At 63.3% G+C, this 15,447-nt stretch carries 7 protein-coding genes (1 of these 7 cut by a window edge); 2 read left to right on the forward strand and 5 right to left on the reverse strand.

Annotated features, from left to right (window positions below; genetic code table 11):
* Together CKW07_RS23685 and CKW07_RS23690 are read left to right on the forward strand one after the other, a co-directional pair.
* Positions 1–5,718, forward strand: the 3' portion of a protein-coding gene (locus CKW07_RS23685) for a non-ribosomal peptide synthetase (RefSeq protein ID WP_095147299.1). Its footprint begins 9,357 nt before the window's first position; 5,718 of the gene's 15,075 nt are visible here — the last part of the coding sequence; its start codon lies beyond the left edge, outside the window; it ends in the stop codon at positions 5,716–5,718.
* A 60-nt stretch (positions 5,719–5,778) separates the two neighbouring features.
* A complete protein-coding gene (locus CKW07_RS23690; protein ID WP_095147300.1) occupies positions 5,779–6,738 on the forward strand; it encodes an alpha/beta hydrolase in 960 nt (319 codons plus the stop codon).
* 424 nt (positions 6,739–7,162) lie between these two features.
* On the opposite strand, the gene CKW07_RS23695 is transcribed toward CKW07_RS23690, so the two are convergent.
* The 5 genes from CKW07_RS23695 to pvdM all read right to left on the reverse strand — a co-directional run bounded on the left by CKW07_RS23695 (position 7,163) and on the right by pvdM (position 15,235).
* Positions 7,163–9,622 carry a TonB-dependent siderophore receptor gene (locus tag CKW07_RS23695; protein ID WP_095147301.1) on the reverse strand — a complete coding sequence of 820 codons (2,460 nt, stop codon included), beginning with the start codon at positions 9,620–9,622 and terminating at the stop codon, positions 7,163–7,165.
* A gap of 115 nt (positions 9,623–9,737) precedes the next feature.
* Complete coding sequence (locus CKW07_RS23700) at positions 9,738–11,387, reverse strand: cyclic peptide export ABC transporter (RefSeq protein WP_095147302.1); 1,650 nt, start codon at positions 11,385–11,387, stop codon at positions 9,738–9,740.
* 124 nt (positions 11,388–11,511) lie between these two features.
* Positions 11,512–12,399 (reverse strand): formylglycine-generating enzyme family protein, encoded by an 888-nt coding sequence (locus CKW07_RS23705; protein WP_095147303.1) that lies wholly within the window; start codon positions 12,397–12,399, stop codon positions 11,512–11,514.
* 188 nt (positions 12,400–12,587) lie between these two features.
* A complete protein-coding gene (locus CKW07_RS23710) occupies positions 12,588–13,868 on the reverse strand; it encodes an aminotransferase class V-fold PLP-dependent enzyme (protein ID WP_095147304.1) in 1,281 nt (426 codons plus the stop codon).
* Positions 13,865–15,235: a pyoverdine-tailoring dipeptidase-like protein PvdM gene (gene pvdM / locus CKW07_RS23715; RefSeq protein ID WP_095147305.1), complete on the reverse strand. Its 1,371-nt coding sequence runs from the start codon at positions 15,233–15,235 to the stop codon at positions 13,865–13,867. The genes CKW07_RS23710 and pvdM overlap by 4 nt, the downstream gene beginning before the upstream one ends.
* Positions 15,236–15,447: the final 212 nt, after the last annotated feature.

Below are 15,447 nucleotides of genomic sequence, written 5' to 3' on the forward strand. Positions count from 1 at the left end.
CTGGTGTTTGCCGGGCAGTCCCTGAGCTATGCCCAGCTCAATGCCCGGGCCAACCAGTTGGCCCACGCGCTGATCCAGCGCAAGGTCGGTCCCGATGTGCTGGTGGGGATTGCGGTTGAGCGCAGCCTGGAAATGGTCATCGGCCTGCTGGCGATTCTCAAGGCCGGGGGCGCCTATGTGCCGCTGGACCCGGACTACCCCCGTGAGCGCCTGAGTTACATGATGGCCGACAGCGGCATCAGCCTGCTGTTGACCCAGCCGCCGTTGCTCGCCAGCCTGCCGGTTCCCGAGGGGCTGCAGTGCCTGTGCCTGGAGCCTGAAGGCCAGGCGTTCGGCGCATTGCCGTCGGTTGATCCGCTGGTGGCCTGCAGCGCCGACAACCTGGCGTACGTGATTTACACCTCAGGTTCCACCGGTCTGCCGAAAGGGGCGGGCAACGCCCATCGGGCCTTGACCAACCGTTTGCTGTGGATGCAACAGGCCTACGACCTGAACGCGAACGACAGGGTCTTGCAGAAGACTCCGTTCAGCTTCGACGTGTCGGTCTGGGAGTTCTTCTGGCCATTGATGACCGGTGCCCGACTGGTCGTCGCGCGGCCGGGCGATCACCGCGATCCGGCCAGGTTGATCGAGCTGATCAACCAGCAAGGCGTCACCACGCTGCACTTTGTGCCGTCAATGCTGCAAGCGTTCTTGCAGGACGCCAACGTGGCCAGTTGCACCGGCCTGACGCGTATCGTCTGCAGCGGTGAAGCGCTGCCGGTGGACGCGCAGTTGCAGGTGTTCGCCAAACTGCCGGGTGCCGGGTTGTACAACCTCTACGGGCCGACCGAGGCGGCCATCGACGTGACCCACTGGACCTGTCGCGATGAAGGCCGCGATGGCGTACCGATCGGCCAGCCGATTGCCAACCTCGCCACCTACATTCTCGACAGCGGCTTGAACCCGTTGCCGGTGGGCGTGGCCGGTGAGCTGTACCTGGGAGGCATTGGCCTGGCCCGTGGTTACCATCGTCGTCCGGGGCTCAGCGCCGAGCGTTTCGTGGCCAGCCCGTTTGTGGCCGGCCAGCGCTTGTACCGCACCGGTGACCTGGCGCGGTACCGCGCCGACGGGGTGATTGAATACGTCGGGCGCATCGACCATCAGGTGAAGCTGCGTGGCCTGCGCATCGAACTCGGGGAGATCGAAACCCGGTTGGTGGAGCACGCGGCCGTGCGTGAAGCGGTGGTGGTGGCTCAGGAGGTGCAGGGCAGCAAGCAGTTGGTGGCGTACCTGGTGCCCAGCGACCCAGAGACCCTGGAAGCTGCGCAAGCGGTTCGTACACACCTGCACGACAGCCTCAGTGCCCGGCTGGGGGAAAACCTGCCGGACTACATGGTGCCGAGCCATCTCGTCTGGCTGGCGCAGATGCCGCTCAGTCCCAACGGCAAACTCGACCGCAAGCGCCTACCGGCACTGGAGTTCGCGGCTGCCGAGCACTTCGTGGCAGCGGCCAATGCCACCGAGCAGGCATTGGTGGAGATCTGGCAAGCGGTGTTGGGGGTGACGCAGGTCAGCACCACGGACAACTTCTTCGCCCTGGGGGGCGACTCCATCGTGTCGATCCAGGTGGTCAGCCGCGCGCGTCAACACGGTATCGAACTGAGCCCCAAGGACCTGTTCCAGCAACCGACCATCCAGCAATTGGCGCTGCGGGCGCTGATCGTTGACAGTCTGGCAGCGCAACCGACGCCATTGCCCGATCTGCCGCTGCATGGTTTGAGCGACGCACAGGTGGCCGGGTTGCCGCTGCCCGAAGGTCGGCTCGATGGCCTGTACCGCTTGTCACCGATGCAGCAAGGCATGCTGTTCCTCGGCTTGAACTCGCCGGACGTCGACCTCTACATCAACCAGCTGTGCATCCCGGTGCAAGGCCTGGAGCCGTTGCGCTTCAAGGCCGCGTGGGAGGCGGTGAGCCAGCGTCACGACATTCTGCGCACCGGCTTCCTGTGGCAGGACCTGGCCGAGCCCTTGCAGTTTGTGCTGGCCGATGTGGCCCTGCCCATCAGCCTGCTCGACTGGCGCGGGCGGGACACCTCGGCCCAAGCCTTGCAGGCACTGGCCGACCGTGAGCGGGCCAAGGGTTTCGACCTCGACCGTCCACCCTTGCAGCGCCTGGTGCTGGTGCGCCTGGGTGACGAAAGCTATCAGTTGATCTGGACCTATCACCACCTCCTGATCGACGGCTGGAGCAGTTCCCGGTTGATCGGTGAGGTGCTCAGCCACTATTCGGGTCAGGCACTGGCCGAGGCGGTGCCGTACCGGCGCTATATCAACTGGTTGCAACAGCAGGACGCCAACGCCAGCGAAGGCTTCTGGCGCCAGCACCTGCTGCCACTGGACCAGCCGACGTATCTGGCCGACGCTGTGCCACGCACCGGACAGGGCGGGGAGCATGCAGCGCTCTACAGCCGTTTGGGGCAAACCCGTACCGAACACTTGAAGGCCTTTGCCCAGTCCCAGCGCATCACCCTCAACACCTTGGTGCAGGGGGCCTGGCTGGTGCTGCTCAGCCGTTACAGCGGCCAGCGCTGCGTGGCCTTTGGGGCCACCGTGGCCGGGCGACCGGCGAGCCTGCCTGCGTCCGAGTCGATCATGGGGCTGTTCATCAACACCTTGCCGGTGATCAAGGACGTGCCGCCTGAGCAAGCGGTGGGCCAGTGGCTGCGTGATGTGCAGGACTACAACCTGGACATGCGCGAGCGTGAATACACACCGCTGACCGACGTGCAGCGCTGGGCCGGGCGTGCCGGGCAATCATTGTTCGACAGCATCATCGTCTTCGAAAACCACCCGATCGATCAGGCCTTGCGCGAGTTCCGCGATGACTCCCTGAGCTTCGGCGACAGCAGCAGCGCCGGCCTGACCAACTTTCCGATGGACCTGATGGTCACCCTGGAAGACGGCCTGGTGATCGAATACATGTTCCTGCGCGAGCATTTCGATCCGGCGACGGTGGAAGGTATTCGCCGCAATATGGAAGGCCTGCTGGATGCGCTGTCGGCTGACGCCACGCAGCCGCTGGGGCGGATGGGGCTGGTTACGGGGCAGGTCGAGGCAGTTGCCGCACCGGCGGTGCAGGCAATGGCGTTGCCGGTACACCAGCGCATCGCGCAATGGGCGCGGCAACACGCGCAACAGCCTGCGGTGATGTTCACCGGCCAGTCCTTCAGCTATGGGCAGATCGAGGCGCGCGCCAACCGTCTGGCTCACGCGCTGATTGCCGAAGGCGTCGGCCCAGACGTACGGGTCGGCGTGGCCTCACCGCGCAGCGAGCAGATGATTGTCGCCTTGCTGGCGGTGCTCAAGGCCGGTGGCGCTTATGTGCCGCTGGACGCGACCTACCCACGGGAACGCCTGAGCTATCTGATGCGCGATTCGGGCATCGCCCTGTTGCTCAGCGATTCGAGCTTGAGCGGTGTATTGCCGGTGCAGGACAACCTGCACGTGATGCACCTGGACCGCCTCGACCTTGATCAGCAACCGGGCCACGCGCCGCAGGTGGCGGTGCAGCCGGACAACCTGGCCTACGTGATCTACACCTCCGGTTCCACCGGCCTGCCAAAAGGTGTCGGCGTGGCCCACGGGCCGCTGGCGATGCATTGCCAGGCGATCGGTGAGCGGTACTCGATGACGCCGGACGATTGCGAACTGCACTTCATGTCGTTCGCCTTCGACGGTGCTCATGAGCGCTGGTTGACCACCCTGACCCACGGTGCGCGATTGTTGATCCGTGACGACAACCTGTGGACCGCCGAACAGACCTACGCCGCCCTGCATGAACACCAGGTGACCGTCGCGGCCTTCCCGCCGGTGTACCTGCAACAGCTGGCCGAACACGCCGAGCAGCAGGGCAACCCGCCCGCGGTGCGCATCTACTGCTTCGGCGGTGATGCGGTGCCGGTGGCGAGTTTCGAACTGGCCAAGCGTGCGCTGAAGCCGCAACACATCATCAATGGCTATGGCCCGACGGAAACCGTGGTCACGCCATTGATCTGGAAGGCCGGCCCGGCGGATGAATGTGGCGCGGCCTACGCGCCGATCGGCAGTCTGGTGGGAGAGCGCAGCGGTTATGTGCTGGACAGCGACCTCAACCCCTTGCCGGCCGGTATTGCCGGTGAGCTGTACCTGGGTGGCAGCGCGCTGGCCCGGGGGTATCTGGGGCGTAGCGGTGGCACGGCCGAACGCTTTGTCGCTGACCCGTTCAGCGCCACGGGCGGGCGTCTGTACCGTACTGGCGACCTGGTGCGCCAGCGCGAAGACGGCACCCTCGATTACCTGGGACGGATCGACCATCAGGTGAAGATCCGTGGGTTCCGCATTGAACTGGGGGAGATCGAGGCCCGCCTCAAGCAGCAACCGGGGGTGCGAGATGCCGCCGTGGTTGCCCGCGAAGGCGGCAGTGGCAAGCAGCTGCTCGGGTATGTGCTGGCCAACGCCGACACGGACACCGACGGTTTGTGCGAGCGCTTGCGTGAACAACTCAAGGCCTGCCTGCCGGACTACATGGTGCCGGCCCACCTGACGCTACTTGCGCGCATGCCGCTGACGCCCAACGGCAAGCTCGACCGCAAGGCCCTGCCGGAACCTGGGGTTGAACAGCAACGTCAGGACTACGTGGCACCGCTCACCGAGCTGGAAAAAGCCCTGGCGACGATCTGGCAGCAGGTGCTGAAAATCGAGCGCGTGGGCGTCACCGACAACTTCTTCGAACTGGGGGGCGATTCGATTCTCAGCCTGCAAGTGATTGCTCGCAGCCGCTCACTCAAGGCCCAGGGCTTGAGCCTGAAGCTGCGCGACCTGATGCAGAAGCCGAGCATCGCGCAACTGGTGGCCAGCGTGCAGGGCACGGCCCTGAAAAGCACCGGGTTGCTGGCCATGAATGGCGAGGTGTCGGCTGTGGCGCCGCTGTTCTGCGTACACGCCGGCTTCGGTACGGTGTTCGACTACGAACCGCTGGCGCGGCGCTTGAGCGGACAGCGCCAGGTGCTGGCGATCCAGGCGCGGATGCTGCTGGATCCGGCCTGGGACGATACCTCCCTGCAGGGCATGGCCAGTGATTACGTAGCGCAGATCCGTGCCCATCAACCGCAAGGGCCGTATCACCTGTTGGGCTGGTCCCTGGGCGGAACGTTGGCGCTGCTGATGGCCGCGCAGTTGGAAAGTGCCGGTCAGCAGGTGGCGTTTGTCGGGCTGGTGGACGGCTTCGTGCCATCGGCGGCGGTGAATGCCGGTGTGCGGGATGACTGGCACAGCGACCTGCGCGAGTTCGTACAGGCGACGCTGCCGGATGTGGCGCAGCACCTGGCGGTGCAGGGCGAAGAGACCAGTACCAACGTGCGCGGGCTGTTGTCCGCGGCACTGGCCGGCAGCCGCGAAGGATCGACCTACGTGGCACTGGGGGCTGATGAACTGGCCCATGTGTTCAGCGTTGCGCGCCGGCTCAAGCAGTTGTCACTGCAACTGGATCATTGCAGCGCACTGAGGATTGCACCGACCTGCTGGTGGACCCCGGGCCGTGACGACGAAGCCGTGGAGTTGGCGGTGCAACTGGGGCAGCCGGATCTCGGCGGCGAGCTGATCGACTGCGGGCATTTCCAGATTCCCCGTGATGAAAAGTGCCTCGCCGGGATTGAAGAAGTGTTGGTCGAGTTCGTTGAACGGGTAGCGCTCTGCTGAATCTGAACCCATCTGTGAAACCGGCCGGGCCCTGGGCCCGACCGGTTGGAGGTTGTTGTGATGTCGTTGAACCCTGATATTGCGGCGTTTCTGGAACTGGTCGGCAACGGCCGGGCCAGTGGCAAACGCCTGCCGATGCATGCCCTGACACCCGAGCAGGCCCGTGAACAGTTCGATCAGTCGTCCTTGATGATGGAGGCGGGCGGTGAGGACCTGGAGGTGGTTGACGAGTTGCAGGTTCCGACCCGTGACGGCGCCCGGCTCGACGCGCGGGTCTACAGTAACCATGCCCTGAGCGAAGGTGCGGGGCGTGCGGCGTTGTTGTATTTCCACGGCGGTGGCTATGTGGTCGGCAGTCTCGACTCCCATGATTCGGTGTGCCGGGCCCTGGCGGCCATGGCCGATTGCGTGGTGCTGTCGGTGGCCTATCGGCTGGCGCCGGAGTTTCGTTTTCCGACCGCCGCCGACGATGCGCAGGATGCGTGGCACTGGCTGGTGGCCAACGCGCCCCGACTGGGCATTGATCCACGGCGGCTGGCGGTGGGCGGTGACAGTGTCGGCGGCAGCCTGGCCACGGTGTTGGCCGCGCAACCCTTGGCCACCGAGGTGCAGCCGTTGCTGCAGGTATTGATCTACCCGGTGACCGATGCCAGCCAGGGCAGCGCCTCCATCGAGCGCTATGGCGTTGGCCACTTGCTGGAAAAGGACTCGCTGGCCTGGTTCTACACACATTACCAGCGGGACGCGGATGACCGGCTGGACCCACGCTTTTCACCGTTGCTGGGCAAGGTTGGGGCGAACGTGCCGCCGGTGTTGCTGATCCTCGCCGAATGCGACCCGCTGTACGATGAGGGCGTGGCTTATGCACGGCATTTGCAGGCGGCAGGCGTGGCGGTGGAGCTCAAGGTCTACCCGGGCATGACTCACGACTTCCTGCGCATGGGCGCGATCATCGATGAGGCCGAACAGGCACAGCAGCACATTGCCGAGCGGCTGGTGCAGGTGTTTGCAGCGGGATAAACCGCAGGCCAAGGGCTATGCACAACAAAACGCCGCTTCCCCATTCGGGCAAGCGGCGTTTTACTTGGCGCACGGTGAGGTGTTCAGCTGCATGCGCCTTCTGTAGGAGCGAGCATGCTCGCGATGACCGTGAGAGCGACGCGGGGTGTCAGGCGGTACGCGTCATCGTTGGCGACCATCGCGAGCGCGCTCGCTCCTACAGGCAATGCAGGTGGCGCACGGTGAGTATTCTGCTGCATGCGCCTTCTGTAGGCGCGAGCATGCTCGCGATGACCGTGAGAGCGACGTGGGGTGTCAGGCAGCACGCGTTATTGTTAGCGACCATTGCGAGCGCACTCGCCCCTGAAGGGCAATGCAGGCAGCGCCCACAAAAACGCCGCTTACCCAGCGCAGGGTAAGCGGCTTTGCATTGCAGGCGTAGTGCTTAGAAGTTGTAGGTCATGTCAGCCGTAACGGTGCGACCTTCGCCGTAGTAGCAGTCCAGCGTACCGTTGCAGCTGGCGACGTACTTCTTGTCTTCGATGTTTTCCAGGTTCAGCTGCACTTTTACGCCCTTGACGCGCAGTGGCGATTTTTCCAGGTCATAGGACAGCATGCCGTCGTATACGGTGTAGGACGGAATCTGGAAGGAGTCTTCCTCGTAGTCCGAGCCGTAGCTGCTGCGCACGTAGCGCACACCCAGGCCGGCGCCGAAACCGGACAGGACGCCGTAGTCGAAGGTGTAGTCGACCCAGCCGGACGCGGTCAGTGGCGGGCTCATGGCCAGGGTGCGACCCTCGCGACCATCGTTGGTGCTTCTCCACTTGATGTCGTTGCGCGACACCGCGGCCAGCACCCGCAGGTTCTCGGTGACGTTGACCTTGCCTTCGAGCTCCACACCCTTGGAACGAACCGAGCCGCTCTGGACGCTGAAGCCCGGATTGATCAGGTCGGTGGTCAGCATGTTGTCCTGGTCGATCTGGTACACCGACAACTGGATGAAGCCATCGATGGTGGTCGGCTCGTACTTGACGCCGACTTCATATTGCTTGCCGGTGCTTGGCTCGAACGGACTGGCATTGACGTCGGTGCCGGACTGCGGCAGGAACGACTCGGAGTAGCTTGCGTACGGCGTCACGCCATTGTCGAACAGGTAACCGAAGCCGGCCCGGCTGGTGAACTTCTCATCCGTTGCCCGGGTGCCTGGGGTGTCGCTCAATGGTTGCTTGTTCTCGGTGATGGCGTAGTCGTAACGGCCACCCAGGGTCATGAACCACTTGCCCCACTTCATTTGGTCCTGCATGTACAGGCCGGTCTGCTTGATGGTGTTGTCCCAGCGATAAGGCTGGGAGAAGGTGAACTCACTGCCGTAGACCGGATTGAACAGGTCCAGGGGTGGTCCGTTGCGGTCATACAGGCCGTAGAACTGGGAGTTGTAGTGGTAGTAGTCCACGCCCAGCAGCACGGTGTGGTCCAGCTCCGCGGTCTTGAATTTGGCCTGCGCGGTGCTATCGATGCCGTACACCTTGTTGGTCTGCGACCAGTCCACGCCAAAGCGGGTCTGGTAGCGGTTATCTTCCAGACCGGTGGCCGGATTGGGGACATAGGAGTAGCCGTGCAGTGGCGCGACGTACCGGTCGTCGAGGTAGGCGTAGCTGGTGCGTTGCTTGAGGGTCCAGATGTCGTTGAGCTCGTAGGCCACGTCATAGCCGACCACGAATTGCTCACGATCGTACTTGTTCAGGCCCGGTTCACCGAGGAACAGGTCGCGGCTGATCTTGCCGTTCGGGGTGTCGAACACCGTGCCTGCTGCTGGCAGGCCCTGGGCTTCCGGAGTGTCACGGTCTTTCTGGTACTGGGCGAACAGGGTGACGCTGGTGCGGTCGTTGGGCAGCCAGGTCAGGCTGGGCGCCAGCATCATGCGGTTGGTGTCGGCGTAGTCGATGCTGGAGTTGGCGTCGCTGGCCAGACCGGTCAGGCGATAGAGAAACTCGCCCTGGTCGTCGATGGGGCCGGCGAAGTCGAAGGCGCCATACTTGCGGTCGTAGCTACCGGTGGCCAGCACCACTTCGTGCAGCGGCGTGGCGGTTGGACGCTTGCCGACCAGGTTGACGATACCGCCGGGCTGGTTCTGGCCGTACAACACAGAGGCCGGGCCCTTGAGCACTTCGATGCGTTCCAGGGAGTAGGGGTCGATCTGCAGCGAACCACCGGTACTGCCGCCGCCATACGGCAGGTGCAGGCCGTCGAGGTACACCGGTGTCGGCGTGAAGCCACGGGAGGTGGGCTCGTCGAAAATCCCTACCCGGTCGGAGAAGCCGCCACCGGTCATGCCCGCGGTGTAGCGCAGGGCTTCGGTGACGGTCTGCGCGCCACGGGATTTGACTTCATCGGCGGTGATGACGTTGACGGTCTGCGGAATCTCGTTCAACGGTGTATCGGTCTTGGTGCCGGTGCCACTGCGCTTGGCCACAATCCCGTCAACCGGCCCCCATGCCGATTCCTGGGTGGCGGAAACAGTGGTCGGCGCCAGGTCCACGGAGTTCCCGCCATTGCGCGAGCGCAGCGTCACGGTGTTGCCCTGCACGCTGTACTGGATGCCGGTGCCCTGCAGCAACTGGGCGATTGCGGCATTGGAGTCCAGGCTGCCCTTGACCGCCGTGCTGCGCAGGCCAGCGACATCGTCCGGGCTGTACAGCACTTGCAGGTTGGTCTGGTGACCGAACTCCTGCAGGGCGTTGGCCAGGGGCTGGGCCTGGATATTGATGTCCACCATTTGGGCCTGGACCTGGCCGATCAGCGGCGTAGTCAGTGCCAGGGCGCAGAGGGTTGGCAGGCGTGAGCGAAGTGAATGGCGGATCAGCAGCGCCTTGGCGAGTGGGTTAAGACCGTGTGGTGCGGGCATTATTCTTTTACTCTTCAAAGTATTGACTGAGAACTATTTCTATTTGCTGTAAGTGAGACGTTGAGCCTTTCGGAAACCGGAAAGACTCCACGACTTTTTTACGAAATTTTCACAATCAGGCGGGTTGAAGCTCGGTCACCACATTGCCAGCGTGCATGCGCACCAGTTGGTCGGCGACATCGAAATAACGATCGTCGTGGGAGATCACGATAATGGTCTTGCCCAGGCGCTTCAGGTCGGGCAGCAGTTCGGTGTAGAAAATACGGCGGAAGGTCGGGTCCTGGTCGGCGGCCCACTCGTCGAACACCAGCACCGGGCGCTCCTCCAGCCAGGCGTTGACCAGTGCCAGGCGCTTGCGTTGGCCGGTGGACAGGTCGGTGGTGGTGAATGAACCGTCGCGCACGCTGACCTTGTGGCCGATTTCCAGGCGCTGCAGGTACTGGTTGGCGTCCTCGGGGATGTGCTGGTCGCCTTGCACCACATCGTCGAACAGGTAGTAGTCGGCGAAGATCGTGGTGAACAGCTGGCGATAGTCATCACGGGTCAGTGCCGTCACAGGCTGGCCGTTGAGGCGAATCTCACCCTGTTGTGGCGCGTACAGGCCCAGCAGCAGCTTGATCAGGGTGGTTTTGCCGCAGCCGTTTTCGCCGACGATGAAAATGATCTCGCCCTGGTCGATCCTGAGGTTCACCGGCCCCAGGCGAAACGGCGCGCTGCCTTCGCTGGCGGGGAAGCCATAGGTCACCTCGCTCAGTTCCAGGCTGTGCACCGGGGTTTGCCGATTACCCTGGTCGCTGAGTAGCAAGTGTGGCTCCGGGGAGGAAAACTGCTCCGACAGTTCGGCTATCCGGCGGAAGGCGATCTGTGCGCGGCTGACAATCGGCAGCGTGCTGATCAGGTGTTCCAGCGGGCCTTTCATGTACAGCAGCACCAGCACAAAGCCGCTCATCACTGCCTTGTCTGCGCTTGGCCAGTAGGATTGCAGGGCCAGGGCCAGGCCGATGACCACGAAGAACAGCATCGAGCCGAGGGTCTTGGCGACCACGAAAATGTTCACCGAGCGGATCTGCGTATCGCAGATTTTCTCTGCGGTTTTCTCGATGCCCGAGACGAACATGCGATGCCGGCGGGGGCGATGGATGCGCAGTTCCTTGGCGCCTTCGGCGACGGCGTTGTAGTGCTTTTGCAGCTCGTCTTCGTAATCCCGGGCTTCCATGAACCCCAGCATGCCGCGTCCGCGGGCGATGTACTGAATCACCGTGCCGATGACAATCGCCACCACCATCATCAGAAACATCGGCCACGACAGCATGGCCAGGTAACCCATGCAGCCCAGGGTGACTGTCAGGGAAATGGCCAGCGGCGCGAAGGCGAAGGCAAAATCGCTGATGGTGTCGACGTCGTGGGTCAGCACCGGGATCAGTCGGTGGCTGCGATAGCGCTCGATCTGTTCGATGGGCGCCGACAGCACTTTCTCGCCCAGCTCTTTGCGCAGTCTGGCGATGATGTGCTGGCCGACGTAGTTGGTGCCGATGTCGGAAAAGATCGAACTGGCCAGCGCCAGCAGGCACAAGCCGGCAAAGGCGCCGACCACGGTGTTGGTCAGGCCGCTGTCGGCGTGCAGCACGGTGTTGATGGTCGCCAGCAGCGCCGTGACACTCAAGCCACCGACCATGCCCAACAGGATGGAGGCAGCGACGATCAGGCGAAAGGGCTTGAGCAGGGCGAACAATTCATTGATCACCCCGCGTGTTGGTTTGCTCATGGAGGTTCCCTGCTTGAAGAAGTGGCGAAAGCCAGGAGGACGTAGGGGGCGGTGGTGCGCGCAAGGACTGCGCGCACACCTTTAGGACGACTGGTGGGAAGGCGAATTTAGCGGCCGGCGAGGGTTACAGGTCACGGGCAACGCGAAAGCCGATCCAGTCACCACGCTCAAGGGGAGCCAGGGCATTGCGGTTGCCGGAGCGGGAGAACACCGGCGCTTCACCCCAGTCATTGCCGCGAATGCGCTTGAACTCGCATTTACCGGTCAGCCAGGCACTGCCGTCACCGGGGGCACCGACGTAGTTTTCGTTGTAGCAGTCGGCGGTCCACTCGTAGACGTTGCCGTGCAGGTCATACACGCCGAATGCGTTGGCCGGGAAGCGGCCGGCCGGTGAGGTGAAGTTATAGCCATCGGCCGCGCCATAGGTGTTGGCGTGCCTGGCGATGCTGTATTCCTTGCCTTCATCGAAGGGGAAAGGGAAGGGGCCGCTGGTGCCACCCCGGGCGGCGTATTCACGCAGGGATTCGCTGACCAGGCGGTACGGTTTGCCGGTCTTCTTCGACAGCCAGGCCACATAGGCATTGACCTCGGCAAAGTCCATGCACACCGCCGGGTGCCGGGTCGTGTACTCATAGCGCGGCACACCGGCCTTGCACTCGCGCCCCGGGCGTTCGTCGCCGTCGGGCATCTGGTAGCCGGTGTCGCGCAGGTAGGCGTCCCATTCCCCTTTGAGCACCTGGAAGCGGCTGATGGCCAGGGGGGTGGCGAAGGTCACGGGGTGCATCGGCGACTCGTCGGGTTCGTGGCCGACTTCATCGTCCGGGGTGCCCATGGTGAAGGTGCCGGCCGGCAGCACCACCATCTGTGGGCAATCCTTGCAGTCCTTGAACACCTTGCCCGGCGCCAACGGGGCAGCCGCCTGGGCCACCCCCGGCAGCAGGCTGGCGGTCAGGGCGGCGAAGGCCAGTGCGGGGAGTGTTTTCAGGGAAAAACGACGCAGCTCACTGTTCATCTTGGTTCTCGATAAAGGTAAAAAAAGCGGACTAAAACGAACCCGAATCCTCTGCAGGCGCGGGCTTGTTCCGGACGGCGTTCCGACGATGAACTCAGGGGCCCCGCATTTCATCTGGTGCCCCGTGTCAGCGTTGATCTCCATCGCGAGCAAGCTCGCTCCTACAAAGGGCATTCGGCACAGCCCCGTCAAAGTGTCTGGGTGAGCACCGCCATCAAGCGGTCGATCTCGGCTTCGTTGTTGAGCAGGCCGGGGGCGGTGCGGATCACCGGGCCGACATCGCGGTGCACGGCATCGCTGACCACACGGTTGGCCATGAGGTAGGCGGCGACCTTGTCGGCGTCCTTGTCCCTGACCCGGAAGAAGGTGAAACCCGATGACAGCGCAGGATTGAGCGGGGTGACCAGCTCGATCTGCGGATGCGCTTGCAGGTGCTGCTTCAGGTAACTGTTGAGTGCATGGATGCGCGCCTGCACCTGAGCCTTGCCCAGTTGCAGGTGCAGCTTGAAGGCTTCATTCAGCGCCCAGCGATGCTCGAATGCGTGGTAGCCACCCGGGGTCATGGTGGTGGAGAAATGCTCGGCTTCGGAGAAGGTCGGCACGATGGGGGTGACGTACTTGACCTCGGTGCTGCGGCTACAGACGATCCCGGTGCCCCGGGGACCGAACATCCATTTGTGGGTGCCGGCGATGAAGAAGTCGCAGTTCATGGCCGGGAAACTCAGGTCCTCGACGCCAAAGCCATGCACGCCATCGACCACGTAAATGATCCGCTCGCTGTCGGCACGGTGGCGGTTGTGCTTGTCCACCAGGGCGCCGATCTCGCTGATCGGCAGCTTCACGCCGCTGCCCGAATGCACCCAGGTCATACCCAGGACACGGGTCTGCGGGCGGATGTTGCGGTCGATGGCGGCCAGCACCTGTTCTTTACTGACGCTGTACGCGTCCTCGAACAACCTGATCTTGCGCACTTGGGTGCCCTCACGCTGGGTCCGCAGTTCGAGGATGCTGTGGGTGGCGTAGTGTTCGTGCTCGGTGGTGAGGATTTCCTGATCGGGGCGTACGTGGACCCCGCCGTAGATCATCGTCAGGCCGGCGGTGGTGCTGCCGGTCAGGGCGATCTGCCGGGCGTCGGCCTGCAGGTAGCGGCCGGCCCAGAGCCGCACCTCCTGTTCGCGCGCCTCGATCACCCCCAGGTCCCAGTCCATGGCCAGCCCCGGGTTGTTGTCCAGTGCGGCGCGGTGCATCGCGATGGCCTCGCGCACCGGTTCAGGGTGGGTGGTGATCAGGAAGTTGGAGAAGTGCAGGTAGTCGGGGTCTTGATTGAACAACTGGCGCAGTTGCGCCCATTTGTCCTGTGGCAGCGGGGTCAGGACCGCGGCGTTGGCGACGTTACTCAAGCCTGCGCCCAGTGGCAGGCTGGCGGCGAGCAGGCCGGCGTGCTTGAGAAAATGGCGGCGACTGGTCATGGCTTGGCTGTTTCCCGGGCAGTGGCCAGCGCCGGTTTGGCGGCCTTTTCAACCTGGCTCCAGACTCGCAAGAAGTTGCCACCCCACAGCTTGGCGATGTCGGCGTCCGAATAACCACGGGAAATCAGTTCAGCGGTGACATTGCGAATCTCGCCAACGTTCTCCCAGCCTTTGACACCACCGCCTTCATTGAAGTCGGAGCTGATGCCGACATGGTCGATGCCGATCTTACGCACGCTGTAGTCGATGGCGTCGCCCAGGTTCTTTAGGCTGGCCTTGGGTTCTTCTTCCAGAATGGCGTAGAGCTGGCCGGCGTATTCGCCGAACTTCTGCTCTGGCCAGGCGGCGATGATCGGGTCTCCCGGCATCAGTGCCATGGCCAGGTTCGGTAGCGGCGGCAGGTCGAAGCGGGTGCGCAGGGCGTTGAGCTTGTCCTGGGTGGCCTGTGTCAGAGGGCGCAGGTACTGGGAGAAGCCGACCACCTGAACCACGCCGCCGCTGTTCTTGATCAGCTGCATTTCCTTGTCGCTGAGGTTGCGTGGAATATCCACCATGGCCCGGGGGGCCGAGTGCGAAGCGACCATGGGCGTGCGGCTCAACTGTGCGACTTGTTCCAGGGCCTTGGTCGACATCTGCGATACATCGATGATCACCCCCAGGTCGTTCAGGCGCTGCACCGCTTGCTTGCCCAGGTCCGACAGGCCGTCGAGGGCGTCGGGCGAGTCATTGAAAAACGGCAGCGGACGCGAGGAGTCGGCCCAGTCGTTGTTGCCCACATAACTGAAGCCGAACATGCGCATGCCGCGCGCGGTCCACAGGTCCAGCAGGCTCAGGTCGTGACCCAGCGGATAGGCGTTGAGCATGCTGATGAAGATCGCAAACTTGCCTTCGGCGTGCAGGCGGCGAAAGTCCTCGGGGGTGTAGGCGATGCCCACCTGATTGGGGAAGTCACGGACCATGCCGGAAATGATCTTGTAGCGAATCTCTTGCTGATTGCGCGCTTCGGCGACAAAGCCGGCGGTGGGCTTATGGGGGGCGTTGGGGCCGTTCCATAACTCCGGCCAGCCAAAAATCGTCAGCGCCGCTCCGGACAGGCGTCCCCGGTTGGCCTTGACCAGATCGAACTGGCCCGTGCCGTCCTTGTCGATCTCATTGCCTGCGGTGCCGAAGTCCTGAGGGACGGTGATGTGGCTGTCGAACGACAGCATCTGTTCGTGCAGCGCCTCGGCCTGTTTCATCACCTTGACCGGGTAACCGGGGTTGTCCCGAAAGCCATAGTCCCAGATCGCGTAAGCGGTGGCGGCGACGCTTGCCAGGGCCAGCGGCAGGCCGATCAGTAGAGCCTTTTTCGAACGTGGTTTTGTCATTGCCATCTCAGTCGGGTTCGCCGTCAGGGAGCAGGCGTGCAGCCTTTGCTATCAGGGAAGAACGAGCAGGGAGGGCAAAAAATTAGGTTCTTCACGGAATCCCGGGAAACACAGAAACAAGAACGCCGATTTGATTGATGATGTTCGTGCGAGCAAACACATCTAACAAACCGGCGTTCTTATGCGCGATATTAATACTTTCCTTCCTTTTT

The sequence above is a fragment of the Pseudomonas sp. Irchel s3b6 genome (assembly GCF_900187415.1).
Lineage (GTDB): Bacteria > Pseudomonadota > Gammaproteobacteria > Pseudomonadales > Pseudomonadaceae > Aquipseudomonas.